General features: G+C 64.7%; 20 protein-coding genes. 12 read left to right on the top strand and 8 right to left on the bottom strand.

What is annotated here, in order from left to right; all coding sequences use genetic code 11:
• The first annotated feature begins 84 nt into the window (after positions 1–84).
• Complete coding sequence (locus APT63_03270; protein ID AMA44709.1) at positions 85–861, top strand: ferredoxin--NADP(+) reductase; 777 nt, start codon at positions 85–87, stop codon at positions 859–861.
• A 44-nt stretch (positions 862–905) separates the two neighbouring features.
• On the opposite strand, the gene mscL is transcribed toward APT63_03270, so the two are convergent.
• Positions 906–1,325: a large-conductance mechanosensitive channel gene (gene mscL, locus APT63_03275; GenBank protein ID AMA44710.1), complete on the bottom strand. Its 420-nt coding sequence runs from the start codon at positions 1,323–1,325 to the stop codon at positions 906–908.
• Between the two features lie 173 nt (positions 1,326–1,498).
• Here mscL and APT63_03280 point away from each other — a divergent pair, with 173 nt between their 5' ends.
• On the top strand, positions 1,499–2,869 hold the full coding sequence (locus tag APT63_03280; protein AMA44711.1) for a DNA repair protein RadA: 1,371 nt from the start codon (positions 1,499–1,501) through the stop codon (positions 2,867–2,869).
• A 176-nt stretch (positions 2,870–3,045) separates the two neighbouring features.
• Here APT63_03280 and APT63_03285 read toward each other — a convergent pair whose 3' ends face one another.
• Positions 3,046–3,423 (bottom strand): pilus assembly protein, encoded by a 378-nt coding sequence (locus tag APT63_03285; GenBank protein ID AMA44712.1) that lies wholly within the window; start codon positions 3,421–3,423, stop codon positions 3,046–3,048.
• 163 nt (positions 3,424–3,586) lie between these two features.
• Here APT63_03285 and APT63_03290 point away from each other — a divergent pair, with 163 nt between their 5' ends.
• From APT63_03290 to APT63_03300, 3 genes are all read left to right on the top strand, one after another.
• A complete protein-coding gene (locus APT63_03290; protein AMA44713.1) occupies positions 3,587–5,653 on the top strand; it encodes a carbon starvation protein A in 2,067 nt (688 codons plus the stop codon).
• Positions 5,654–5,671: 18 nt separating this feature from the next.
• Entirely contained in the window at positions 5,672–5,872 is a 201-nt protein-coding gene (locus tag APT63_03295; protein AMA44714.1) for a hypothetical protein, read from the top strand.
• Positions 5,873–5,935: 63 nt separating this feature from the next.
• Entirely contained in the window at positions 5,936–6,913 is a 978-nt protein-coding gene (locus APT63_03300) for a GTP-binding protein (protein ID AMA47778.1), read from the top strand.
• A 13-nt stretch (positions 6,914–6,926) separates the two neighbouring features.
• Here APT63_03300 and APT63_03305 read toward each other — a convergent pair whose 3' ends face one another.
• From APT63_03305 to APT63_03315, 3 genes are all read right to left on the bottom strand, one after another.
• Complete coding sequence (locus APT63_03305; GenBank protein AMA44715.1) at positions 6,927–7,484, bottom strand: hypothetical protein; 558 nt, start codon at positions 7,482–7,484, stop codon at positions 6,927–6,929.
• Positions 7,485–7,679: 195 nt separating this feature from the next.
• Complete coding sequence (gene glyA / locus APT63_03310) at positions 7,680–8,933, bottom strand: serine hydroxymethyltransferase (protein AMA44716.1); 1,254 nt, start codon at positions 8,931–8,933, stop codon at positions 7,680–7,682.
• A gap of 185 nt (positions 8,934–9,118) precedes the next feature.
• On the bottom strand, positions 9,119–12,949 hold the full coding sequence (locus tag APT63_03315) for a diguanylate phosphodiesterase (protein ID AMA44717.1): 3,831 nt from the start codon (positions 12,947–12,949) through the stop codon (positions 9,119–9,121).
• A gap of 300 nt (positions 12,950–13,249) precedes the next feature.
• Here APT63_03315 and APT63_03320 point away from each other — a divergent pair, with 300 nt between their 5' ends.
• The 3 genes from APT63_03320 to APT63_03330 all read left to right on the top strand — a co-directional run bounded on the left by APT63_03320 (position 13,250) and on the right by APT63_03330 (position 17,052).
• Positions 13,250–13,669, top strand: a complete 420-nt coding sequence (locus tag APT63_03320) for a hypothetical protein (GenBank protein ID AMA47779.1) — start codon at positions 13,250–13,252, stop codon at positions 13,667–13,669.
• Positions 13,670–13,825: 156 nt separating this feature from the next.
• Positions 13,826–15,493, top strand: coding sequence for an energy-dependent translational throttle protein EttA (locus tag APT63_03325; GenBank protein ID AMA44718.1), 1,668 nt, complete (start codon positions 13,826–13,828; stop codon positions 15,491–15,493).
• A 218-nt stretch (positions 15,494–15,711) separates the two neighbouring features.
• Positions 15,712–17,052, top strand: coding sequence for a glutamate dehydrogenase (locus tag APT63_03330; GenBank protein ID AMA44719.1), 1,341 nt, complete (start codon positions 15,712–15,714; stop codon positions 17,050–17,052).
• Between the two features lie 381 nt (positions 17,053–17,433).
• On the opposite strand, the gene APT63_03335 is transcribed toward APT63_03330, so the two are convergent.
• From APT63_03335 to APT63_03345, 3 genes are all read right to left on the bottom strand, one after another.
• On the bottom strand, positions 17,434–17,922 hold the full coding sequence (locus APT63_03335) for a transcription elongation factor GreAB (GenBank protein AMA44720.1): 489 nt from the start codon (positions 17,920–17,922) through the stop codon (positions 17,434–17,436).
• A gap of 91 nt (positions 17,923–18,013) precedes the next feature.
• Positions 18,014–19,867, bottom strand: a complete 1,854-nt coding sequence (locus APT63_03340) for a hypothetical protein (GenBank protein AMA44721.1) — start codon at positions 19,865–19,867, stop codon at positions 18,014–18,016.
• A 75-nt stretch (positions 19,868–19,942) separates the two neighbouring features.
• A complete protein-coding gene (locus APT63_03345) occupies positions 19,943–20,431 on the bottom strand; it encodes a hypothetical protein (protein AMA44722.1) in 489 nt (162 codons plus the stop codon).
• 252 nt (positions 20,432–20,683) lie between these two features.
• Between APT63_03345 and APT63_03350 the strand changes: the two genes are divergently transcribed.
• The 4 genes from APT63_03350 (at position 20,684) to APT63_03365 (ending at position 24,891) form a co-directional block, all read left to right on the top strand.
• Positions 20,684–23,122 carry an ATP-dependent protease gene (locus APT63_03350; protein AMA44723.1) on the top strand — a complete coding sequence of 813 codons (2,439 nt, stop codon included), beginning with the start codon at positions 20,684–20,686 and terminating at the stop codon, positions 23,120–23,122.
• A 162-nt stretch (positions 23,123–23,284) separates the two neighbouring features.
• Complete coding sequence (locus tag APT63_03355; GenBank protein ID AMA44724.1) at positions 23,285–23,623, top strand: hypothetical protein; 339 nt, start codon at positions 23,285–23,287, stop codon at positions 23,621–23,623.
• A 100-nt stretch (positions 23,624–23,723) separates the two neighbouring features.
• Entirely contained in the window at positions 23,724–24,212 is a 489-nt protein-coding gene (locus APT63_03360) for a hypothetical protein (protein AMA44725.1), read from the top strand.
• Between the two features lie 373 nt (positions 24,213–24,585).
• On the top strand, positions 24,586–24,891 hold the full coding sequence (locus APT63_03365; protein AMA44726.1) for a cation transporter: 306 nt from the start codon (positions 24,586–24,588) through the stop codon (positions 24,889–24,891).
• Positions 24,892–24,952: the final 61 nt, after the last annotated feature.

Raw genomic sequence — 24,952 nt, forward strand, 5'->3', positions numbered from 1 at the left:
CCGTTTGGCATCCGGGAGATATCCTGTCGGTGTTCATCACGCACTGATTACGCGACACTACGCCTCCGACCGATGGAGACCCCCATGACTGCCAGTGCCGACAAGTTCACCTGCCAGACGCTGCTCGACGTGCAGACGTTGACGCCCAGCCTCTTCAGCCTGCGAATGACCCGCGATCCTGGCTTCCGGTTTCGCGCCGGTCAGTTCGCACGGCTGGGCGTGACCAAGGCGGACGGCAGCGTCGTCTGGCGCGCCTACTCGATGGTATCGGCGCCACATGACGAATTTCTGGATTTCTTTTCAATTGTCGTGCCAGGCGGCGAATTCACCAGCGAACTGAGCCGCCTCGGGGTAGGGGACACGGTCATGGTCGATCGCCAGGCCTTCGGTTATCTCACTCTGGACCGCTTCAGCGGCGGTCGCGATCTGTGGCTGTTGGCCACGGGAACGGGCATCGCGCCGTTCGTCTCGATCCTGCAGGATTTCGAGGCCTGGGAGCGGTTCGAGTCGATCAAACTGGTGTATTCGGTGCGTGAGGCACAGGAGCTGGCGTATCGAGAGATCATCGACGGGCTCGAGCAGCGCGATTACCTGGCCGAGTACGCGGGCAAGCTGCAATTCATCCCGGTGGTGACGCGCGAGCCCCATCCAGGTGCACTGAACGCTCGCATCACCACGCTGATCGAAAACGGCGAGCTGGAGCGCGTGGCCGGCGTGGCACTGAGCCCGGAGCATTCGCGTATCATGCTCTGCGGCAACCCCGAGATGATCGACGACACACGCCAGGTGCTCAAGACACGTGACCTGCAGCTGGCGCTGAGCCGTCGGCCCGGACAGGTCGCGGTCGAAACCTACTGGTGAAACGCCTGGCCGGCCTCTGAGGGAGCCGGCCAGAGACGCATCGTTCAGGGCAGGCGGTTCTGGTTCTGCGCCTTGAGCAGGTCACGGATTTCCGTGAGCAGCGTTTCCTGCGGGGTCGGGGTGGGCGGCGCGCTCGGGGCGACGGCTTCTTCGCGCTTGAGGCGGTTGATCGCCTTGACCCCCATGAAGATGGCGAAGGCGATGATGATGAAGTCGATCACCGTCTGGATGAACTTGCCATAGGCCAGGACCACGGCGGGCACGTCGCCTTGGGCGGCCTTGAGCGTGATGGCCAGATCGCTGAAGTCGACCCCGCCGATCAGCAGGCCCAGTGGCGGCATGATCACATCGCCCACGAAGGATGAAACGATCTTGCCGAAGGCGGCGCCGATGATGATACCGACGGCCATGTCCACGACGTTGCCTTTGACCGCGAAGGCCTTGAATTCCTTGAGCATGCCCATGGTGTGTTCCTTGTGACGAGTGAAAAGGGTAAGGCGGTTCAGACGGACTGCACGCGCGTCATGCGCCGCTGAGCAGTTAATGACTGCACACAGACCGAATAGTTTTGTCGCCTTCTGGCGCATTCACGGCACATCGGCTCGGTTATCATGGCGGTTTTCCCGGGAGATCGACCATGGCCAAGGCCAAGCGTTTGTACGGCTGCACGGAATGCGGCGCGACCTTTCCCAAATGGGCCGGCCAATGCGGCGAATGCGGGGCCTGGAACACCCTGGTGGAAACCATGCTCGAAAGCGGGGCAGCGGCGGCGCCCAGCGGGCGTGCCGGCTGGACCGGCCAGCAAGCCCAGATCAAGACCCTTGCAGAAGTCAGCGTAGAAGAAATCCCGCGCTTCACCACCAGCAGCACCGAGCTGGACCGTGTGCTCGGCGGCGGCCTGGTCGACGGCTCGGTGGTGCTGATCGGTGGCGACCCCGGCATCGGCAAGTCGACGATTCTGCTGCAGACCCTGTGCAACATCGCCACGCACATGCCTGCGCTCTACGTCACCGGCGAAGAGTCCCAGCAGCAGGTGGCGATGCGCTCGCGGCGCCTGGGCCTGCCCCAGGACCAGCTCAAGGTGATGACCGAAACCTGCATCGAGACGATCATCGCCACGGCCCGCCAGGAAAAGCCGCGGGTCATGGTCATCGACTCGATCCAGACGATCTTCACCGAGCAGCTGCAGTCGGCGCCGGGCGGCGTGGCCCAGGTCCGTGAAAGCACCGCCCTGCTGGTGCGCTATGCCAAGCAGAGCGGCACGGCGATCTTCCTGGTCGGCCACGTCACCAAGGAAGGCTCGCTGGCCGGCCCGCGGGTCCTCGAACACATGGTCGACACGGTGCTGTACTTCGAAGGCGAGTCCGACGGGCGCCTGCGCCTGTTGCGCGCGGTGAAGAACCGTTTTGGTGCGGTCAACGAGCTGGGCGTGTTCGGCATGACCGATCGCGGGCTCAAGGAAGTCTCCAACCCCTCGGCGATCTTCCTCAACCGCACCCAGGAAGAAGTGGCGGGCAGCGTGGTGATGGCGACCTGGGAAGGCACCCGGCCGATGCTGGTCGAGGTGCAGGCGCTGGTGGACGACAGCCACCTGGCCAACCCCCGGCGGGTGACCCTGGGTCTGGACCCGAACCGCCTGGCCATGTTGCTGGCGGTGCTGCACCGCCATGGCGGCATCCCGACCCATGACCAGGACGTCTTTCTCAACGTGGTCGGCGGCGTCAAGGTGCTCGAGACCGCCTCGGACCTGGCCTTGCTCGCCGCAGTGATGTCCAGCCTGCGCAACCGGCCGCTGGCCCACGGCCTGCTGGTGTTCGGCGAGATCGGCCTCTCGGGCGAAGTCCGGCCCGTTCCCAGCGGGCAGGAGCGTCTCAAGGAAGCGGCCAAGCATGGTTTCAAGCGCGCCATCGTGCCCAAGGCCAATGCTCCGAAGGAAGCGCCTGCCGGCTTGCAGGTGATCGCCGTGACGCGGCTGGAGCAGGCGTTGGATGCGTTGTTCGAGGAGTGAGCTGCAAGCCACAAGCTGCAAGCTGCAAGCTACAAGCTACAAGCTGATGTGCTGGGCTGAGGGTCAGCAAAACGGGCGACGCAACAGGCGCTGAACCAGAAGCGCTGCCGGTCGCCTTGCTTGTAGCTTGTAGCTTGTAGCTTGTAGCTTGTAGCTTGTAGCTTGTAGCTTGTAGCTCAACGCCCCCGATGCTCTTCGATCAACGCCTGCCATTCCCGCCTCATCGCTTCCTGATCCGCCAGGTTCAGCTCCACCAATCGGTGCAGGTGCGTCATCGAGTCCACGTCGATCGTCTCGCAGGCGAACCCCAGGTGGTTGGACTCCTCGTGGCGCAGCTCGACCTGCATCACCACCTGCGCCTTGTCGCTGAGTTCGATCACCGCCTCGAGCGCACGCGTCGTGTCCGCGTCCCACTGCGCCGGACGCTCGACCAGCAGGCCATGGAGCGACAGGTCCAGCAGATGCACGTCCCAGGTCAGGCCATCCTGGCGCAGGTGGGTGGTAGCATCGAAGGCGATGCGTTGGAAGCGGCGGCGTTCGTCGTGGGATGACATGGAGCGGACCCTCCGAAGGGTTTCCTGCAGGAATGAACGGATCGGCCCCAGGGGCGCTCGATAGAGCGGCGCACGGCTTTGACCAAAGCAGGTGTGGCAATGCGCCAAGTCTCGCCCTAGACTCGCTGGGCGGTCTTTTCCAATCCATCAGTGGAAGTAAACCATGAACAACAATAATAGCCTGCTACGCCATCTGCCATGGCTACTGCTGGCGGTCCTCGGGGCCGGTGCGCTGGGCGTGGTCGCCCTGCGCCGTGGCGAAGCGATCAATGCCTTGTGGATCGTCGTCGCGGCAGTGGCCATCTACCTCGTTGCCTACCGTTACTACAGCCTGTTCATCGCCACCAAGGTCATGCAGCTCGACCCGCGTCGTGCGACCCCGGCGGTCCTCAACAACGACGGTCTGGACTATGTGCCGACCAACAAACACATTCTCTTCGGCCACCACTTCGCGGCCATCGCCGGTGCCGGCCCCCTGGTCGGTCCGGTGTTGGCCGCGCAGATGGGTTATCTGCCGGGCACCTTGTGGCTGATCGCCGGTGTGGTCCTGGCCGGTGCGGTCCAGGACTTCATGGTGCTGTTCATGTCCACCCGCCGCAACGGTCGCTCGCTGGGCGACATGGTGCGCGAGGAAATGGGGCGCATCCCGGGCACCATCGCGCTGTTCGGCTGCTTCCTGATCATGATCATCATCCTGGCGGTGCTGGCGCTGATCGTGGTCAAGGCACTGGCGGAAAGCCCCTGGGGCATGTTCACGGTGATGGCGACCATCCCGATCGCCATGTTCATGGGCATCTACATGCGCTATATCCGGCCAGGCCGCATCGGCGAGATCTCGCTGATCGGTGTGGTCCTGCTGCTGCTGTCGATCTGGCTGGGCGGTGTCGTCGCCGCCGACCCGACCTGGGGGCCGGCCTTTACCTTCACCGGCGTGCAGATCACCTGGATGCTGGTCGGCTATGGCTTCGTCGCCGCCGTGCTGCCGGTCTGGCTGGTGCTGGCACCGCGTGACTACCTCTCGACCTTCCTCAAGATCGGCACCATCGTGGCCCTGGCCATCGGCATCCTGATCCTCGCGCCGGAACTGAAGATGCCGGCCCTGACGCAGTTCACCGACGGCACCGGCCCGGTGTGGAAGGGCACGCTGTTCCCGTTCCTGTTCATCACCATCGCCTGTGGCGCGGTCTCCGGCTTCCACGCGCTGATCTCCTCGGGCACCACGCCCAAGCTGCTGGACAACGAGACCAACGCCCGCTACATCGGCTACGGCGGCATGCTGATGGAGTCGTTCGTCGCCATCATGGCCATGGTCGCCGCGTCGGTCATCGAGCCGGGTGTGTACTTCGCCATGAACAGCCCGGCGGCCGTGGTCGGCGCCGATGTCGTGTCGGTGGCGCAGACGGTCAGCAGCTGGGGCTTCCTGATCACGCCTGAGCAACTGGAAGCCACCGCCCGCGACATCGGCGAGCACACCGTGCTGGCCCGCGCCGGTGGCGCACCGACCCTGGCCGTGGGCATCGCCCAGATCCTGCACCAGGTGCTGCCGGGCGAGAACACCATGGCCTTCTGGTACCACTTCGCGATCCTGTTCGAGGCGCTGTTCATCCTCACCGCAGTCGATGCCGGTACCCGTGCCGGTCGCTTCATGCTGCAGGACTTGCTGGGCAGCTTCGTGCCGGCGCTCAAGCGCACCGACTCGTGGCCGGCCAACCTGATCGCCACCGCAGGCTGCGTGGCGTTGTGGGGCTACCTGCTGTACCAGGGCGTGATCGACCCGCTGGGCGGCATCAACACCTTGTGGCCACTGTTCGGCATCTCCAACCAGATGCTCGCCGGCATCGCCCTGATGCTGGGTACGGTCGTGCTGATCAAGATGAAGCGCCAGCGCTATGTGTGGGTCACCTTGCTGCCTGCCGTCTGGCTGCTGATCTGCACCACCACCGCCGGCCTGATCAAGCTGTTCGATCCGAACCCGGCCGTGGGCTTCCTGGCCCTGGCCAACAAGTACAGCACCGCGCTGGAAGCCGGTCAGGTCCTGGCCCCGGCCAAGGACATCGGCCAGATGCAGCACGTGATCTTCAACGCCTACACCAACGCCGGTCTGACCGTGCTGTTCCTGGTCGTGGTGTTCAGTATCCTGTTCTTCGCCCTCAAGGTCGGCTACGCCGCCCTGGGCCGTTCGGAGCGCAGCGACAAGGAAACCCCGTTCCAGGCCTTGCCTGATGCATAACGCCAGAGGTGGCTACTGATGTTCAACGATCTCGGTCGACTGGGTAAGTACCTGGGGCAGGCAGCCCGCCTGATGGTCGGCATGCCCGACTACGACACTTATGTGGAGCACATGCAGACCAAGCACCCGGACAAGCCGGTGATGAGTTACGAAGTGTTCTTCCGTGAACGTCAGGAAGCGCGTTACGGCGGCGGCAACGGTTCGACCCGCTGCTGCTGAGTCCACCGCCACACCACGCGCCACGCTTGTCGTGGCGCGTTCATTTCAGGAGTCGCAATGTCCATGGCAAACCCTATCCCGGTGACCGTGCTGACCGGTTTTCTCGGCGCCGGCAAGACCACCTTGCTCAAGCACATGCTCAAGGCCGAGCACGGCCTGAAGCTGGCGGTCATCGAGAACGAATTCAGCGAGGCAGGCATCGACAGCCAGCTGCTCGGGGACGAACCCGTGCAGGTGATGACCTTGGCCAACGGCTGCGTCTGCTGCAGCATCCATGGTGACCTGACGCGCGCGCTGTACCTGCTGCTGGAGCGGCTGGACGCTGGCGAGATCGCCTTCGACCGCCTGGTCATCGAGTGTACCGGCCTGGCCGATCCTGCCCCGGTGGCCCAGACGTTCTTCATCGACGAAGACCTGCGCGAGCGCTATTTGCTCGATGGCATCATCACGCTGGTGGACGCGGCGCATGCCGACACGCACCTGGCCCAGACCATCGCCCAGGCCCAGGTCGGTTTCGCCGACCGCCTGCTGCTGAGCAAGACCGACCTGGTCACGCCCGAAGCCGTGGAGACACTGCGCGAGCGGCTGGGCCGCATCAACGGTCGTGCGCCGATCCGTGTGGTCGAGCAGGGACGCATCGACCTGGCCGAGCTGCTCGATGTGCGCGGCTTCAACCTCAACACCGACGTGGAGGGCAGCCTCAAGCCGGTCTTGCGACCTTTGCTCAAGCCTGCGACCCCTGACCGTATCGCGACCTTGGTGTTGCGCACCGAGGCCCCGTTGGACATCGACCGGCTCAGCGACTTCATGAACGCGTTGCTGGAAGACCATGGCAAGCAGTTGCTGCGCTACAAGGGTGTCCTGAACATCGCGGGCGATGAGCGGCGGCTGGTGTTCCAGGGGGTGCTGAAGCTGTATGGCTTCGACTGGGACACGGAGTGGCCGGCCGACCAGCCCCGGGAAAGCGTGATGGTGTTCATCGGCGATGACCTGCCCGAAGCGCAGATTCAGGCAGGTTTCAAGGCCCTGAGCGAGACCTGAGGCGCGTACCCTGTCATCGCTCGTCAGGCGTGCTCAACCAGGGCACGTTGCGCTCTTGGATCGTCAGCGTCCAGTGAGGGGCCGCACCTGGCGCGAACGACAGGTACAGGTTGGCGGTGTTTCGCCGGGCCACTGGAGCGAGGTACCGGCCGTTCAGCGCCAGACGAACCGCTTGCGTGTCGACGGACAGGTCCGGCAGGCCGATCGGAGCACCGGCAACGGTCTCGAGTGTCAGCACGCTGGGTGACCTGTCCGCCGTTGCGCCCAGCCCCAGGTAGTCGCCAAACAGGCAGACCCCCTTGCCGAAGTGGCGACCAGGCTCGCGCACGTACAGTGCGTAGCCCGACTCGGTATGGCGGAAGTACAACGCGATGGGGGTATCGGTCACGCCTGGCTGACAGCTGAGAAAGTGCGAGTCGTTCCTGACGGTACTGACCAGGCCGGGCAGGATACCGCCGCCGCCGAGCCAGTTGACCCAGGCGGGCTTGCCCAACAAGGTGTCCAGTGTATGAAGGGGCGTCCCCTGCAGGGTCAAAGTGCCGATGAAGGATTGTTGGCGATGGGTGGGCATGTTCGTGGCTCCTGTAGTCGACGAGGCGTGCGGATACACGCGACGGCATGCTGCGCCACAGGGTGCGAGGGCGGAACGAGGACGGTCTTCCGCTGGCGAGGCGCCTGGAACAGGCGGCCATGAAAAAACCCCAAGGCCACGACGACCTTGGGGTTTGGCGAGGCTTACAAGCCTCGAGGCACTACACGGTGCGAATTACTGGCCGTACACCGGCAGTCGCTTGCAGATCGCCTTGACCTTCTCACGCACGCTGTCGATGACCGCTTCGTTGTTCAGGTCGGCCAGGATATCGCAGATCCAGCCGGCCAGTTCACGGCACTCGGCTTCCTTGAAACCGCGTGTGGTGACGGCGGGGGTGCCGAAACGCAGGCCGGAGGTGACGAACGGCGAGCGCGGGTCGTTCGGGACCGAGTTCTTGTTCACGGTGATGAACGCCTTGCCCAGGGCCGCATCGGCGTCTTTGCCCGAGATGTCCTGCTTGATCAGCGACAGCAGGAACAGGTGGTTCTGGGTGCCGCCGGAGACGATGTCGAAACCACGCTCGATGAACACTTCGGCCATGACCTGGGCGTTCTTCACCACTTGCTGCTGGTAAGCCTTGAACTCAGGCTGCAGGGCTTCCTTGAAGCAGATCGCCTTGGCGGCGATGACGTGCTCCAGCGGGCCACCCTGGGCGCCTGGGAACACGGCGGAGTTGAGCTTCTTCTCGATGTCGGCGTTGGCACGGGCCAGGATCAGGCCGCCACGTGGACCGCGCAGGGTCTTGTGGGTGGTGGTGGTGACCACATCGGCGAACGGCACCGGGTTGGGGTAGACGCCGGCAGCGACCAGGCCTGCGACGTGGGCCATGTCGACGAACAGGTAGGCACCGACCTTGTCGGCGATGGCACGGAAGCGTGCGAAGTCCAGCACCTGGGAGTAGGCGGAGAAGCCGGCGACGATCATCTTCGGCTTGTGCTCGTCGGCCAGGCGCTCGACCTCGTCGTAGTCGATCAGGCCATTGCCGTCGATGCCGTACTGAACGGCGTTGTACAGCTTGCCCGAGGCGCTGACGCTGGCGCCGTGGGTCAGGTGACCACCGTGAGCCAGGCTCATGCCCAGGATGGTGTCGCCTGCCGACAGCAGGGCCAGGTAGACCGCGGCGTTGGCCTGGGAACCGGCATGGGGCTGGACGTTGGCGTAGTCGGCACCGAACAGCTGCTTGGCGCGGTCGATGGCCAGTTGCTCGACCACGTCGACGTACTCGCAACCGCCGTAGTAGCGCTTGCCCGGGTAGCCTTCGGCGTACTTGTTGGTCAGGACCGAACCCTGCGCTTCCATGACAGCCGGGCTGGTGTAGTTTTCCGAAGCGATCAGCTCGATGTGCTCTTCCTGGCGCAGAGCTTCTTGCTCCATGGCGTTGGAGAGCTCGGCGTCGTACTTGGCAATGGTCAAATCACGGCTGAACATGGCGGTCCTCAAGGATCGGGCTGGATTGGGCGGGCATTCTACCCCATTGCTTCCCGGGTGGCATATGAATGGGATTCATGTTTCGGGTGAGCGGCGGGGCAGGAGTGAACTCCAGGCTGCAAGCGGACGGTCGTGCGGTGCGTCGGGTGTCGACAGGACGTTGAGGCGCCACTGACGCTCTGGCTTTACCCCAGCATGAACAACGTCTCATTGCTGAACTGCGACTCGAACTGCACGGCCGGCATGGGGCGGCCGAACAGATAACCCTGCACTTCGTCGCAGTCATGCTCGCGCAGGAACTCGAGCTGCTCGTGCGTCTCCACGCCTTCGGCGATCACCGCCAGGTTCAGGCTATGGGCCATGGCGATGATGGCGCGGGCGATCTGGGCGTCCTGTTCGCCCTCGGGCAGGCCATCGACGAAGGTACGATCGATCTTCAGCACGTCGATCGGGAACTGCTTGAGGTAGTTGAGCGAGGAATAGCCCGTGCCGAAGTCGTCCACCGCGATGCTCAGTCCGAGCTGCTTGAGGCTGTCGAGGATCAGCATGGCCTCGTTGACCTCGCGCATCAGGATGCTTTCGGTCAGCTCCAGCTCCAGGCAGCCGGGCGGCACCCCGGTCTCTTCGAGGATATGGGCGATCCGCGTCCCCAGCTGGCCGTCGGAGAACTGCCGCGCGGAAATGTTCACCGACACCTTCGGCACGCGCACGTTGGCCTGGCGCCAGGCCTTGAGCTGGCGCGTCGCTTCGCGCAGCACCCAGTCGCCGACGTCCACCACCAGGCCCAGCTCTTCGATGACCGGGATGAAGTCGCCGGGCGGCACCAGGCCGCGCCGAGGATGGCGCCAGCGCAGCAAAGCTTCGGCGCCGGTCAGGCGCTTGCCGTCGCCGCTGAACTGCGGCTGGTAGAACAGCACGAATTCATCCTGCTCCAGCGCGTGGCGCAGGTCGCTTTCCAGCTCCAGCCGCTCGAGCGCGCTGGCATTCATGTCGGCCTGGTAGAACTGGAAGTTGTTCTTGCCACGTTCCTTGGCGTGGTACATGGCCGTGTCGGCGTTCTTCATCAGCTGGCTCAGCTCGCTGCCGTCCTGCGGACTGAGGGCGATGCCGATGCTGGCGGTGACGAAGAACTCGCGGTTCTCCAGCACGAACGGGCGCACCAGGCTGCCCAGGATGTGCTCGGCCACGTGAATCGCACGGGTCAGGGCCATCTGCCGCGTCGCGCGCGGTTGCAGCAGCAGAGTGAATTCATCGCCCCCCATCCGCGCCACGGTGTCATCGTCGTCCACGCAGCCCAGCAGGCGCTCGGCCATGTCCTTGAGCATGCGATCGCCGGCGGCATGGCCGAGCGAGTCGTTGATCGGTTTGAAACGGTCCAGGTCGAGAAACATCAGCACTACCCACGACTTGTGCCGCTCGGCCTGCTGCAAGGCGGTGTACAAGCGATCCTGGAACAAGGTGCGGTTGGGCAGGTGCGTCAGGGCATCGTAGTAGGCCAGGCGATGGATGCGCTGTTCGCTGGCCTTGCGCTCGCTGATGTCGGTGAAGAAGCAGACGTAGCTGGCCAGGTCGCCTTCCTCGTCGAACACGGCCGTGATACCGACCCAGGCCGGATAGTGCTCGCCGCTGCGGCGCTTGAGCCACACCTCGCCCTCCCAGCTGCCGCGCTGGTGCAATTGCTTGAGCACGTAGCCCAGGTGGGCCTGTTGCTGATCGTCCACGGTCAGCATGCTCGGGCGCTGGTCCAGCACGTCGTCCACCGTGTAGCCGCTGACCCGGCTGAACGCTTCGTTGGCCTGGACGATGTAGCCGGCCGGATCGGTGATCAGGATCGCCGAGGTGGAATGCTCGAAGACCGTGGCGGCCATGCGCAGGTCTTTCTCGGCGCGCCGCTGTTGGCTGATGTCGCGGCCGACCCCGAGGATGCCCTCGAACCGTTCCTGATCGTCCCAGACCAGGACCAGGCGCAGCTCGATCGGGATCTTGCGACCGTCGGCGCGCAGGCAGTCGAACAGGTACAGCGGCGTCGGCAGCTGCGCGCGCAATTGGCTCAACTGCGCGGCGTCGTCCAGCGCGGCATGCACCTGCGCCATGAAGGTGAAGATCCCGGTCAGCTGGGACGGGTTGGCGATGGTCGATTGCCAGCCATGCTCGAAGATCCATTCCGGCGAGTACCCCAGCACCGTCGTGGCCGATGGACTGACGTAGTTGAGCTGCAAGGCCGGGTCGGTGGAGAAGATCACGTCGCTGATGCTTTCGGCGAGCATCCGGTAGCGACGCTCGCTGTGGCGCAGCGACTCGCTGGCTTCCAGTTGCACCGTGACGTCCTTGCCCACGCCGATGATCCGCGTGGCCAGGCCGGCGCCATCGCGGGTGAGCACGTGCTCGCGAATGTCGTAGCAGCGCCATTTGCCGTCCCGGTGGCGGAAGCGCAACTGGCAGTGCAGTGCCTCGTCGTGGCCGCTGTCATGCTGGCGCTGACGCAGCAGCCTGAAGTCGGTGGCATCGTCCGGGTGCAGCAGCAGTTCCCAGAAACGGTCGCCCATCTGGGTCAGTTCGGCGCGGTCATAACCCAGCGTGTGGCCCAGGTGACGGTTGCTGAAGATCATCGCCTGGGTGTGCACATCCTGGACGTACAACTGGTCCGGCACCGTGCGCACCACGTTGGACCAGAAGCTTTCGCGCTCGAGCAAGGACAGCTCCACCTGCTTGCGGCTGGTGATGTCGCTGATGCTGAGGATCACCGCCGTATGGTCGGTGCGCGTCTGCGGCAGGCGGACCGTGAGCCACAGGTGCAGGTCGCCGTCGCGGGGCGTGGTCAGGCGCACTTCGAGTTCCAGCTGGGCCCGCTGGTCGATCAGCGCTTCGAGCAGTTGCGCCCCGACGCTGCCGCGCCCTTCGCCACCGCCATCGATCAGGCGTCTCCAGGCGCCTTCGGGGCTGCCGACATTGAGCAACTGCCGAGCTACCTCATTGATCTCGGTGACCTTCAGTTCGCGCAGCAAGGTGTGGCGCAGCTCGGGGTCCAACGCCAGGCTCTGTTTGAGGGCCTGTGGGTTACGCACATGATGGCGTTCGAGCAGGCCGGGCAGGCTGGACAGATCCAGGACACACAGCGCGACCCCCGTGCCTTCGAAGATCGCCTGATAGCGGCGCCGGTCTTCGTGCAGCGCCAGTTGGCGCTGGCGCATCTTGATCAGTGCCAGCAGGGGCAACAATGCACAGCACAGTACCAGCAGGCACTTGGCGATCAGGGCCGGTAACAGCTGCTGGCGAACGGCTGCCGCATCGTACAGGCCGCGCAACTGCCAGGCGCTGTTGTCGATGAACGCCAGCATCACGCTCTGCAGCGGCTCGCTCGCCTGCGCGTCGGCTGCGCGACCGTCCAGCACCTGCCCGGTCCGACCGTTCTCGAGCTGCCAGGCCGGTTGCCCAGGGCTTTCCAGGGGACGGGTCAGCTCCTGGTAGTACGCTTTTTCGAAGCGCAGCAGCCAATAGCCATGACCGCGACCGGTCGGCTGGCGCAGCAGCAGGTAGACCAGGCCATTGTCCTGGGCATTGCCATAGAAGTACTGCCGTCCCTGAAGCCGCGAAAAGTACTCGCGTACCTGTTGCTGATCATCGCCCGTGCCCAGGCTGTCGTTCTGGATGCGACCGTTGCTGTCCAGCCAGGCCATGTGGCGCAGCTGCGGCAGGCGTGTCTGCAGGCCGCGCAACAGCGTGGGCAGCGTCGTGGAGGTGGGCGCCTGGCTGTAGGGTTGGATCAGGTTGATGACCTGCTGGGCCTTGAGCGCCAGGTTCAGGCTCATGTGATCGGCCAGTTCCGAGGTCTCGGTCACGATCTGCTCGCGCAGCGCCTGCTGGGTCTGCTGGAACTGGCTGAACAGTTGCCACATGAGCAGCCCGAGCAGGATCAGCGCCAGTGCCGCCAGCGCGCTTTTCAGCGAGCCACGCAACGGCATGACGGCCAGGGGGGTGGTCGATCGCGGTGGAAGCGGTTGATTGAGGTTGGTCACGCGTCGATCCTGCGATTGGCGAGCGGGGCAGGGAAAGATCGGGCAAGGCGGGTTTCACGGACGGACGACTGCCGGCCCGGCCGGGGCGCTAGCATGCCCGCAATTGTGGCAAAGTGCCAGTGGCTGGCCTGCGTCGACGCGTGGCATTCGTCGGGTATGGGTTTCGGCATGGGGCGCGACCTGTGCGAAAATGCGCGCGCTTTCGGTGCTGCGGCCCGTCTGGAGGGTAACGGGCATCGCTCCGCTCTCCGACGTCGCCGCCTCACCTGCTTTGATCATGAATGCTTGGAGATGCACGGTTTGGTGACTCATTACTCCCTCAATGGCCTCGACGCCGCCTGCGGCCGCAGCAGCGCAACCTTGCTCGGCACGGCCGACGCGGCCTCGGTTTCCTGCAAGTCGTGCCAGCGCAGCCTGGCACGACCGGCCGCTGCCGGCGCCAGCGTGCGCAAGTCGCCTTCGCTGGCCGACCTGCGCAAGTCCGTGGGCCGTGAGGCGCCCTCGGTTGCGCCGACCGTCGTACGGTCCCCCGCCGTGTCAGGCCGTGCCACGTCGATCGCCACCGCCTCCAGCCCTGTCGTCCAGGCACCTGCGGCCGACTCGGCGCGTCCGGCCTCGGCTGCCGGTCTGAGCGTCAAGGCGGCCTGGGCACAGAAACTGGCGGCCCAGAGCGACCGCTGCCGCCTGCCACGCGGCAAGGCAGGTCAGCGCCAGGTCTGACCACCGCGCCCGACGCGCCCACCTGTGCAACGGCGCGTCTTGGCGTAGAATGGACGACTTTGTCCATCGATATTTCGTACACGACCTTTCCCGCTGGCCCGTTGCCGGGCCGGGATCGTCGTCGATGTCTTCACCCATCTGAGAGAGGGCTTGGTTTTGGCTCAATACGTCTACACCATGCATCGGCTGAGCAAGGTCGTGCCGCCGAAGCGGGAAATCCTGAAAAACATCTCCCTGTCGTTTTTCCCGGGCGCCAAGATCGGCGTGCTGGGCCTGAACGGCGCGGGTAAATCCACGCTGCTGCGCATCATGGCCGGTGTCGACAAGGAGTTCGATGGCGAAGCCCGTCCGATGCCCGAGCTGAACGTCGGCTACCTGCCCCAGGAGCCCCAGCTGGACCCGAGCAAGACCGTGCGCGAAGTGGTCGAGGAAGCCGTCAGCGTGATCAAGGACGCCCAGGCGCGCCTGGACGAGGTCTATGCCGCCTACGCCGAGCCGGATGCCGATTTCGACAAGCTCGCCGCCGAACAGGCCAAGCTCGAGTCGATCCTGCAGGCGGCCGATGGCCACAACCTCGAGCGTCAGCTCGAAGTGGCCGCCGACGCCCTGCGTCTGCCTGCCTGGGAGGCCAAGATCGAACACCTGTCCGGTGGCGAGAAGCGCCGTGTGGCGCTGTGCCGCCTGCTGCTGTCGGCTCCCGACATGCTGCTGCTCGATGAACCGACCAACCACCTGGACGCCGACTCGGTCGCTTGGCTCGAGCGCTTCCTGCACGACTTCCCCGGCACCGTGGTGGCCATCACCCACGACCGTTACTTCCTCGACAACGTCGCGGGCTGGATCCTCGAACTGGACCGCGGCGCCGGCATTCCGTACGAAGGCAACTACTCGGGCTGGCTGGAAGCCAAGTCCGATCGTCTGGCGCAGGAGTCCAAGCAGCAGAGCGCCCACGAGAAGGCCATGAAGGAAGAGCTGGAATGGGTGCGCAAAGGCGCCAAGGCCCGCCAGTCCAAGTCCAAGGCACGTCTGGCACGCTTCGAGGAAATGCAGTCGCAGGAATTCCAGAAGCGCAGCGAAACCAACGAGATCTACATCCCGGCCGGTCCGCGCCTGGGCGACAAGGTCATCGAGTTCAAGAACGTCAGCAAGGGCTACGGCGATCGCGTGCTGATCGAGAACCTGTCCTTCGCCATGCCCAAGGGTGCCATCGTCGGCGTCATCGGCGGCAACGGCGCGGGTAAGTCGACCCTGTTCCGCATGCTGATGGGCAAGGAGCAACCGGACTCCGGCAGCATCGAGATCGGCGAAACCGTGCAGCTGGCCTGCGTCGACCAGAGCCGCGAGGACCTGGACGGCAGCAAGACCGTGTTCCAGCAGATCTCCGACGGCTCCGACCAGATCCGCATCGGCAACTACGAGATCCCGTCGCGTACCTACGTCGGCCGCTTCAACTTCAAGGGCGGTGACCAGCAGAAGTTCGTCAAGGACCTCTCCGGCGGTGAGCGTGGCCGTCTGCACCTGGCCCTGACCCTGAAGGAGGGCGGCAACGTCCTGCTGCTCGACGAACCGTCCAACGACCTCGACGTCGAGACCCTGCGTTCGCTGGAGGAAGCCCTGCTGGACTTCCCGGGCGCGGCCATCGTGATTTCCCACGACCGTTGGTTCCTCGACCGTGTGGCTACCCACATCCTGGCGTACGAAGACGACTCCAACGTGGTCTTCTTCGAAGGTAACTACACCGAGTACGAAGCCGATCGCAAGAAGCGCCTGGGCGATGCTGCGGCCCAACCGCACCGCGTTCGCCACAAGAAACTGGCGCAGTAAAGGCAGCATTGTCTGCACGGGAATGGGGCCTTGATGGCCCCATTTTTGTGCCTGAAAGCGACGTAATACGGCACTTTAGGCGCCCCTTCTGGCATACAGTTATATAAATGCACCAGAAAATTTCATAAAAACGACATCGCGCCCTGTTGCGGTGCAAAAGGTTCTTGCTACAGTCGAGGAAACCAACAACTACAATCCCGACGTGGTGAGATGCATCCATGACTGAATCTGTCGACGATTTCCTGGCCCGCCTCAAGCAGCGCGATCCTGCCCAGCCCGAATTCCATCAGGCGGTCGAAGAGGTGCTGCGCACCCTGTGGCCGTTTCTAGAAGCCAACCCTCATTACCTGGACGCTAGTATTCTCGAGCGCATGGTCGAGCCCGAGCGGGCCGTGCTGTTCCGGGTGTCCTGGGTCGACGACCAGGGCAAGGTCCAGGTCAACCGCGGCTACCGTATCCAGATGAACAGCGCCATCGGTCCCTACAAGGGCGGCTTGCGCTTCCACCCCTCGGTGGACCTGAGCGTGCTCAAGTTCCTGGCGTTCGAGCAGGTCTTCAAGAACTCGCTGACCTCGTTGCCGATGGGCGGTGGTAAAGGTGGCTCGGACTTCGATCCGAAAGGCAAGAGCGATGGCGAAGTCATGCGTTTCTGCCAGGCGTTCATGAGCGAGCTGTACCGCCACATCGGCGCGGACCTGGACGTCCCGGCCGGGGACATCGGGGTCGGCGCGCGTGAAATCGGCTTCCTGTTCGGCCAGTACAAGCGCCTGGCCAACCAGTTCACCTCGGTGCTGACGGGCAAGGGCATGAGCTATGGCGGCAGCCTGATCCGTCCGGAAGCCACGGGCTATGGCTGCGTGTACTTCGCCGAGGAGATGCTCAAGCGCAAGCAGCTGAGCGTCGAGGGCCAGCGCGTGGCTATTTCCGGTTCAGGCAACGTGGCCCAGTACGCCGCACGCAAGGTCATGGACCTGGGCGGCAAGGTGATCTCGCTGTCCGACTCCGAAGGCACGCTGTACTGCGAGTCGGGCCTGACCGAGGCGCAATGGGAAGCGGTGATGACGTTGAAGAACGTCAAGCGCGGACGCCTGAGCGCACTGGCCGCAGAGCTGGGCCTGGAGTTCCGCCCGGGGCAGGCGCCGTGGTCGCTGCCGTGCACCATCGCCTTGCCGTGTGCCACGCAGAACGAGCTCGATGCCGAGGCCGCCCGTACCCTGCTTGCCAATGGCTGCCTGTGCGTCGCCGAAGGGGCGAACATGCCGACGACCCTCGAGGCCGTGGACCTGTTCATCGACGCCGGCATCCTGTTCGCGCCGGGCAAGGCGTCGAATGCGGGGGGCGTGGCCGTCTCGGGCCTGGAGATGTCGCAGAATGCCATGCGGTTGCTGTGGACCGCAGGCGAGGTGGACAGCAAGCTGCACGGCATCATGCAGTCGATCCACCACGCATGCGTGCATTATGGTGAAGAGGCCGATGGCCGCGTGAACTACGTCAAGGGCGCCAACATCGCCGGGTTCGTCAAGGTGGCCGACGCCATGCTGGCGCAGGGTGTGGTCTGACCCCATAGGCGATGCCTGCAAGACCCAGGGGCCGCTCCGCGGCCCCATCGCGGGCAAGCCCGCTCCCACAGGCTGCTTGCGCAGCCAGGCTGGCACTGAACTGACAGGTTGCCAAGGTTTGGGTGGCACTGAATTGAATGGCTTGCCTCACCGCGGTGGGGCTACGGGTGTAGGAGCGGCCCCAGTGCCGCGATTGGGCCCGCCAGGGCCCACATTAGCACTTGGCAGAAACCATAGAGTCTCCCATAGGTTGCGGCTCAAGGTCTCTAAAGATTCGAGGATGGCCTCTCTGTGGGGGCTTGCCCGCGATGAAGCCGACGCCGTTCTCGCCTGAACCCAGGACGCCGACGCCTCGGCTACTCGCTTTGCAAGACCTGCCCTCTATTCGATGGCGACGATCTCGATCGTCTGATCACCCGCCGGCCTGCGCCATATCACTTCATCCCCCTCGGCCGCGCCCAGCAGCGCCCGCCCCAGGGGCGACCCCCAGTTCACCTGTCCATGCGCGGCGTCGGCTTCATCCTCGCCCACCAACTGCACCCTATGCTCCACGTCCTGCTCATCGACGAAACGCACCCGGTTGCCGATCTGCACCTTGCCACCTGGTGCCGGTGCAGGGACGACCTGAGCGCTCTGCAGGCGTGCCGTGAAATAACGCAGGTCGCGCTCGCTGTCGGCCACCCGCTGCTTGTCCACCGCATCCCCTTGCGCCAGCAGTTCGCTACGCTGCGCCGACAGCTCGGCCACGCGCTGCTGCAACTGGGCGTATCCGCTGGGGGTCACGTGGTTGGGCTGATCGCTGACGCGTCGCTCCACGGGCGGGCTGGCCTGGGCGGCCGCCTGGTCTTCGTTGACGAATGCGCGACTCATGATGATCTCCTGGTCCTTCGAACGACGGGGCGCACCCCCTGACGTGGGTGGTGCGCTTCGTTCGTTGGACACCCCGGCACGGTCGTGTGCTTCAGTAGTGATACCACTTCATTTCCAGCATCACCTCGTTCTGCGCCGACGCCAGGTGGCTGAACTCGCGCTTGGCGCTCAGGCGCAGGCCCAGGTTACGGGAAATTTCCCACTGCTGGTTCAGGCTCAGGCTGCGACGCACCTCGCCATTGGTGAAGAAATCGCCCTTGGCTTCCAGGCTCAGGTTGCCCAGGCCGTTGCGCCACAGCACGCCTCCATTGAAGCCCGCAGCGGGTGAGACGAATTCGGCGAAGTCGTTATGGTGCTCGATGCGTACCGTGCCCAGGGCAAAGCCCAGGACATCCTCGCCCAGCTGCCAGGTGCCCCCGGCGCCGCCGTTGACGTGGCTGACCAGCACCTCGTCGTCGTGCTTGCCCGGTACCCGCTCCAGCCCACCGGCCACTTGCCAGGACCAGGGCTTGAGCAGGTCGTTGCGCGGCGTCAGCGAGCGGATCGTGGCCAGATCCAGCCGCTGCACTTGCCATTCGTTGCCTTCGTACTGGCGCACCTTGAGCTGCAAAATCTCGATCTGCGCACCCAGGGGGAAGCCGTAGGCGTTGTCGTTGAGGTCGTGATAGGCCATGCGCAGACCGTATTCGGCATAGGCGCGGTCACCACGGGTACCGGCGCCCAGCTGCCAGGTGCGTGACTGATGGCCTTCTTCCGGCAGTCCGGGTTTCTCGACCTCCAGCGGCGGTGGCGGGTTGCGGTTGATCGCCCGTAGCAGCTCGAAGCTGCGCGCCGCCTGGGCCGGGTCGCGCGCCTGGCCATTGGCGCGGTAGCGCTCCAGGCGATAGGCCGTGTCCTGGATCAGGGCTTGGCGCTCCTTCGGCAGGGCCGTGAAGGCAGGCGCCTGCAAGTGCTGGGTGTCAGCACTGAGGGCCAGCACCTGCTGGGTCTCGTCGGCATCCAGCGGCTCGGCGCGCGCCAGCAGCTCGCGCTCGCGGGACGGTCGATAGCGGGTGTCGGCCACCAGCCCGGCCTGCTTCACCGCCTTGACGGTATCGGTCGGGATGGCGGTCAGCGGGAACTGCGAGGTCAGGTCCAGGCTGGGGCGCGCCACCTGTAGCAGCTCCAGCAGCCGGTAGGAGCAGTTCTCGTCGAAGAAGAAATAGTCGAACTGCACCTGCCGCAGTTCCCAGACGTGCTCGACCATGCGCCCGGTCTCTTCGGGCGTCAGGTTCAGCTGGTACTCCCACAGGTCACGGTTTTCCAGGCTGCGGTACTCGGACAGCTTGGCCTGGTAGGGCATCAGGGCGAACAGGCCGGGGTAGCCACCGGCCAGGCCTTTCCAGGCGTACAGGATGCTGTTGTCATTGCCTTCGATGTAGGCGCCGAAGTTGATGGCATAGCTGAGCAGCGAGGTCTTGTTGCTGTGGGTGTCGGCCTGGTCGATGCGCAGCAGCGTGTGACCGAACATCGACGACGGGCTGTTCAGGTAGGCCGCCGGAAAGATCAGCGCGGCGCTGTGGGGGGCCACATCGTCGTACCAGGTCCGGTAGTCGCTGCACACCGGCTGCGGCAGGTCGCGCAGGTCGAGCTGCTCGCGCAGCCAGCGGGTGCGCGCCGGAAACACGCACTGGGCGTGCCGGTTGCCCAGGTCCGCCGGGGCATAGAGGGCCTGGACCGTGGCCGCGAGTTCACGCTCAGGGTGATGAGCGCCATCCTCGGCCAGGAAGAATTTGGGGTCATCGACATAGCTGCGCCAACCGCCGAACGTGCCGCTCTCGTAATGGCCCAGGGCAACCCAGTAGGGCAGGGCAGCGAGCTGTTGCAGGCGAGCGTGGTCGAGGGAAGGTGCGGCATGCAGCGAGGGGCTGACGCTGAGCGCCAGCAGGCAAAGGCGTTTGAGCATGTCGGGCAACTAGTCAGGAAAGTGCCGATAGAATGCACGAACCCGCCCTGTCGTGCAGGGCGGGTTGGGCAGGACTCAGGCCTCGGTCGCGTACTTGGCCAGTTGCGGGTCGTTTTTCAGCACAGCCAGGGTGTTGGTGTGAACGGTTTCAGCGGTCGCATCGGCGCTGCTGAAGATCTGCTGGAAGTGGTCGTGGGTCACGGCCGCGAAACGCTCACGGTCCTGAGGCGCCACGCCCATGACCACGGCGTAGGTGGTCAGGGCTTCGCCCTGGCCCTGGGCCATGTCTTCGGACAGTTCGTTCATCATGCCATTCATGGCCAGCCACGACTTGCCGCCGTAGGTCAGCGCGGAATTGGTCGAGCAGCCGTTGGTGCCGGAGGTCATGCCGAAGGTGGCGTTGCCCGAGGTACCGTTGGTGGTGGAAGCCAGGAAGTGGGCAGGGGTGCCACGCTGGCCTTCGAACAACATGTTGCCCCAACCGCAGTTCGGACCACCAGGCGCTTCGGCCATGGCGTTGATCGAAACGACGGTGAACAGCGTACCCAGAAGAATCCGTTTCATAGCTTTGTTCTCTTTATCAGTAAACATGCCAAAGGTCATGGTCCCGACAACATCGGCTGCCGGATGGGGCAAGCATTCGCCTTCCCGCGCAAGTTGGAGTTTAGGCACGTTCCAAAGGTTGCGTGGCGGGATGTGAAAATTTCCTTGAGCGCACCGTCCTGACGCAGATGACATAAAGCGTCTCGCCACCTTGCAAGGCGCGCGCAAGCGGCGCCAGAATGCCGTCATCTGCCCGAGAACCAAGGAAGCCCAATGCCCGATTCCGTCGCTGCGAGTCTGCGTCTTGAACCTCATGCCCTGACCCGGCGTTTTTCCGCCGACCAGTTTGCCTTTTCGAGTACCGATGACCTGGAGCCGTTTCGGGGTGTGCTGGGCCAGGAGCGCGCGGTTGAAGCCTTGCAGTTCGGCGTGGCCATGCCGCGTCCTGGGTACAACGTCTACGTGATGGGCGAGCCGGGCACCGGTCGCTTCTCGTTCGTCAAACGCTACTTGAACGCCGAAGGCAAGCGCCAGCAGACGCCCGCCGACCGGGTCTACGTCAACAACTTCGACGACCTGCGCGAGCCGCGTGCGCTGGAGTTGCCGGCAGGCAGCGCCCATGCGTTCATCGCCGACATCAACGCGCTGATCGGCAACCTGGTGGCGACCTTCCCGGCCGTCTTTGAACACCCGTCGTACCAGCAGAAGAAGGGCGCCATCGACCGCGCCTTCAACCAGCGCTACGACCGTGCCCTGGACATCATCGAGCGTGCGTCGCTGGAAAAGGACGTGGCTTTGTACCGCGACGCTAGCAATGTCGCCTTCACGCCGATGAGCGAGGGCAAGGCGCTGGACGAGGCCGAGTTCGCCCAGTTGCCCGAGGCGGTGCGCGAACAGTTTCACCAGGACATCGCAGCCCTCGAAGAGCGGCTGAACGAAGAACTGGCCAGCCTGCCGCAGTGGAAACGCGAATCGAACAACCGGCTGCGCGAACTCAACGAAGAGACCATCACCCTGGCCCTGCAGCCGTTGCTGGCGCCGCTGTCCGAGAAGTACGCGGAAAACGCCGCCGTGTGCGCCTACCTGCAGGCCATGCAACTGAACCTGCTGCGCACCGTTGTCGAGCAACTGGTCGACGACAGCAAGACCGACGCCGAGGCGCGCAAGCTGCTCGAAGAGCAGTACGCCCCGAGCCTGGTGGTTGGCCATCCGGCCAAGGGCGGCGCGCCGGTGGTGTTCGAGCCTCATCCGACCTACGACAACCTGTTCGGGCGTATCGAATACAGCACCGATCAGGGCGCGCTGTCGACCTCCTACCGGCAACTGCGGCCGGGTGCCCTGCACCGGGCCAACGGTGGCTTTCTGGTGCTGGAAGCCGAGAAGATGCTCGGCGAGCCCTTCGTCTGGGACGCGCTCAAGCGTGCCCTGCAATCGCGCAAGCTGAAGATGGAATCGCCCCTGGGCGAGCTGGGCCGGGTCGCCACGGTGACGCTGGCGCCGCAGGTGATCCCGCTGAGCGTGAAGGTGGTGATCATCGGCTCGCGGCAGCTGTACTACGCCTTGCAGGACCACGATCCGGAGTTCCAGGAGATGTTCCGGGTACTGGTCGACTTCGACGAAGACATGCCCATGCTCGATGAGAACCTCGAGCAGTTCGCCCAGCTGCTGCGCACGCGCACCAACGAGGAAGGCATGGCGCCGCTGACCGCCGATGCGGTCGCGCGCCTGGCGACCTACAGCGCGCGCCTGGCGGAGAACCAGAAGCGGCTGTCGGCGCGCATCGGCGACCTGTTCCAGCTGGTCAGCGAAGCGGACTTCATTCGCCAGCTGGCCAACGACGCCACCACCGACGCCGGACACATCGACCGTGCCCTGCGCGCCAAGGCCACGCGCACGGGGCGGGTGTCGGCACGCATTCTCGACGACATGCTCGCCGGCATCATCCTGATCGATACCGATGGTGCGGCCATCGGCAAGTGCAACGGCCTGACCGTGCTCGAAGTCGGTGACTCGGCCTTCGGTGTCCCAGCGCGGATCTCGGCCACCGTCTACCCCGGCGGCAGCGGTATCGTCGACATCGAGCGCGAGGTCAACCTGGGGCAACCGATCCACTCCAAGGGCGTGATGATCCTCACCGGCTACATGGGCAGCCGCTATGCCCAGGAATTCCCGCTGGCGATCTCCGCCAGCATCGCGCTGGAGCAGTCCTATGGCTATGTGGACGGCGACAGCGCCTCGCTGGGTGAGGTCTGCACGCTGATCTCGGCCTTGTCCAAGACGCCGCTCAAGCAGTGCTTCGCCATCACCGGCTCGATCAACCAGTTCGGCGAAGTGCAGGCGGTCGGCGGCGTCAACGAGAAGATCGAAGGCTTCTTCCGTCTGTGCGAGGCCCGCGGCCTGACCGGTGAGCAGGGCGTCATCATCCCGCGTGCCAACGTCGCCACGCTGATGCTCGACGAGCGCGTGCTGCAGGCAGTGGAAGAGGGGCGCTTCCATGTCTACGCGGTCAGCCAGGCCGACGAGGCCCTCAGCCTGCTGGTGGGCGAGCCGGCCGGGGCACCGGACGAGCAGGGCGAGTTCCCCGAGGGCAGCATCAACGCCCGCGTGGTCGAGCGCCTGCGTGTCATCGCCGAGATGGTCAGCGAGGAAGACATCAAGGAAGCCGAGAAGGACCGGCTCGAGGAAGCCCTGGCGCAGGCCCAGCCCCGGTAATCCCGCGCCGCGCGCGCTGGCGCCGACGGCCCGACCGTCTGGCGCCGGGGTCGCGGCCTTGCCGGGTGTCTTCTATGCTCAGGTCAGGATGTCCTCGGCCTTCAGGAAGGAGGCCGCCTGCCCCTGCCCTGGACACGGGGCCTGAACGAGGGAGACGCGACCATGCGCAACCTCAGCCTGACCCGCCAGTGCCTCGGCCTGGTGACCCGCATCGAATGCAGCATCCGTCCCTTGGCGGGTGACACCGGCCTGTGGACGTTGCTGTTCGCCGCAGGCATGGCCGGGGAGCAACCTTCGGCGATCAAGGCCCAAGGGCCGTTCCACGGTCCCCAGGTGGCCGAATCGGTCCTCGACGCCATTCTCGAGAGCCTGACCGTGCATGGCTATGAGGTCGCCGAGGGGCCGCAGATCTGGTGCACGCACCTGCAAGCCCAGTTGCGCCGCATCAACGGCGAGCGCTGCCGGCACCTGGGCGATTACCAGTTTCATCCCGATGCGTGAGCCTCGACGGCTGCGGCACAGCAGCGCAGGCTTTCTCTGAGGCGGACGGGGTGGCTATACTCGCGCTCGTTTTTCGCCCTCCGACGAGTATGACGCTGCAATGGAACGTATCCTCGAAAACGCGATGTATGCCTCGCGCTGGCTGCTCGCACCGATCTATTTCGGTCTTTCCCTGGGCCTGCTGGCCCTGGCGCTGAAGTTCTTCCAGGAAGTGATCCACGTCCTGCCCAATGTGTTCGCCCTGAGCGAGGCCGACCTGATCCTGGTGATCCTGTCGCTGATCGACATGTCGCTGGTCGGCGGCCTGCTGGTGATGGTCATGATCTCCGGTTACGAGAACTTCGTCTCGCAACTGGACATCGACGAGAGCAAGGAAAAGCTCAACTGGCTGGGCAAGATGGACTCGTCCTCGCTGAAGATGAAGGTCGCGGCCTCGATCGTGGCCATCTCCTCGATCCACCTGCTGCGGGTGTTCATGGACGCCCAGAACATCACCACCGACTACCTGATGTGGTACGTGATCATCCACATGACGTTCGTGATCTCGGCTTTCGTGATGGGCTACCTGGACAAGCTGACCAAACACTGAGAAACCGCTGCGCAGCCGTGGCCATACCGGCAGGCTGCACATGTCTGGGTGGGAGCTGGCTTGCCAGCGATAGGGCCCTGCCAGGCGCCGCCTGCATCGCGGGCAAGCCCGCTCCCACAAGCTGCTTGCGCAGCCATGTCGACATCGACAGGTCGCAGAGGTCTAGGTGGGAGCTGGCTTTCCAGCGATAGGGTCCTGCCAGGCGCCGCGATGCATCACGGGCAAGCCCCACAAGGTCTGCGACAGCTGGCCTCACTGTGTTGTGGTCATGGGGGAGCGATCCCGGGCGGACTCCCACCGCCACACGCACGCCCGTTGTCCTTTCCCCCGAATCCTGGCAACAATGGTCCTCTTAATCCAGCGAGGGCGTCCCATGAACCTTCAGCAACTCGACCTCGAGATCCAGGCCGGCCGTGTCCAGGAACTGAACGTGATCTCCATCGAGGGTGGCGACTACCTGCTCGAGGCCCTGATCGGCGAGCGTGTCTGTCCGATCAAGGACACGGACGGCACACGCCTGCGCGCGCGCTCGGTCGAGCACATCCGCCAACAGGTGCAGACGCTTCCCGATGTCCCCATGCACCTGATCCACCCGTCGGCCTACGACGAGATGTGCGGCCTGGGCGAACATCCGCGCAACGTGCTCAAGGTGCCGATCTCCCAGCGCTCGGCCTGGTAGCTGATGCGCCTGGCGCAGTGTGCTAGGCTGCGGACCCATTTCATCAGGGGCGCAGCGTGCT

Source organism: Pseudomonas monteilii, assembly GCA_001534745.1.
Classification (GTDB): Bacteria; Pseudomonadota; Gammaproteobacteria; order Pseudomonadales; family Pseudomonadaceae; genus Aquipseudomonas; species Aquipseudomonas alabamensis.

Coding starts and splice junctions, on each gene's coding strand:
- glyA (AMA44716.1), bottom strand. CDS start 8,933: ATGTTCAGCCGTGATTTGACCATTGCCAAGTACGACGCCGAGCTCTCC.
- APT63_03335 (AMA44720.1), bottom strand. CDS start 17,922: ATGAGTCGCGCATTCGTCAACGAAGACCAGGCGGCCGCCCAGGCCAGC.
- APT63_03340 (AMA44721.1), bottom strand. CDS start 19,867: ATGCTCAAACGCCTTTGCCTGCTGGCGCTCAGCGTCAGCCCCTCGCTG.
- APT63_03350 (AMA44723.1), top strand. CDS start 20,684: ATGCCCGATTCCGTCGCTGCGAGTCTGCGTCTTGAACCTCATGCCCTG.
- APT63_03305 (AMA44715.1), bottom strand. CDS start 7,484: ATGCCCACCCATCGCCAACAATCCTTCATCGGCACTTTGACCCTGCAG.
- APT63_03330 (AMA44719.1), top strand. CDS start 15,712: ATGACTGAATCTGTCGACGATTTCCTGGCCCGCCTCAAGCAGCGCGAT.
- APT63_03355 (AMA44724.1), top strand. CDS start 23,285: ATGCGCAACCTCAGCCTGACCCGCCAGTGCCTCGGCCTGGTGACCCGC.
- APT63_03270 (AMA44709.1), top strand. CDS start 85: ATGACTGCCAGTGCCGACAAGTTCACCTGCCAGACGCTGCTCGACGTG.
- APT63_03360 (AMA44725.1), top strand. CDS start 23,724: ATGGAACGTATCCTCGAAAACGCGATGTATGCCTCGCGCTGGCTGCTC.
- APT63_03280 (AMA44711.1), top strand. CDS start 1,499: ATGGCCAAGGCCAAGCGTTTGTACGGCTGCACGGAATGCGGCGCGACC.
- APT63_03290 (AMA44713.1), top strand. CDS start 3,587: ATGAACAACAATAATAGCCTGCTACGCCATCTGCCATGGCTACTGCTG.
- APT63_03365 (AMA44726.1), top strand. CDS start 24,586: ATGAACCTTCAGCAACTCGACCTCGAGATCCAGGCCGGCCGTGTCCAG.
- APT63_03295 (AMA44714.1), top strand. CDS start 5,672: ATGTTCAACGATCTCGGTCGACTGGGTAAGTACCTGGGGCAGGCAGCC.
- APT63_03345 (AMA44722.1), bottom strand. CDS start 20,431: ATGAAACGGATTCTTCTGGGTACGCTGTTCACCGTCGTTTCGATCAAC.
- mscL (AMA44710.1), bottom strand. CDS start 1,325: ATGGGCATGCTCAAGGAATTCAAGGCCTTCGCGGTCAAAGGCAACGTC.
- APT63_03285 (AMA44712.1), bottom strand. CDS start 3,423: ATGTCATCCCACGACGAACGCCGCCGCTTCCAACGCATCGCCTTCGAT.
- APT63_03300 (AMA47778.1), top strand. CDS start 5,936: ATGGCAAACCCTATCCCGGTGACCGTGCTGACCGGTTTTCTCGGCGCC.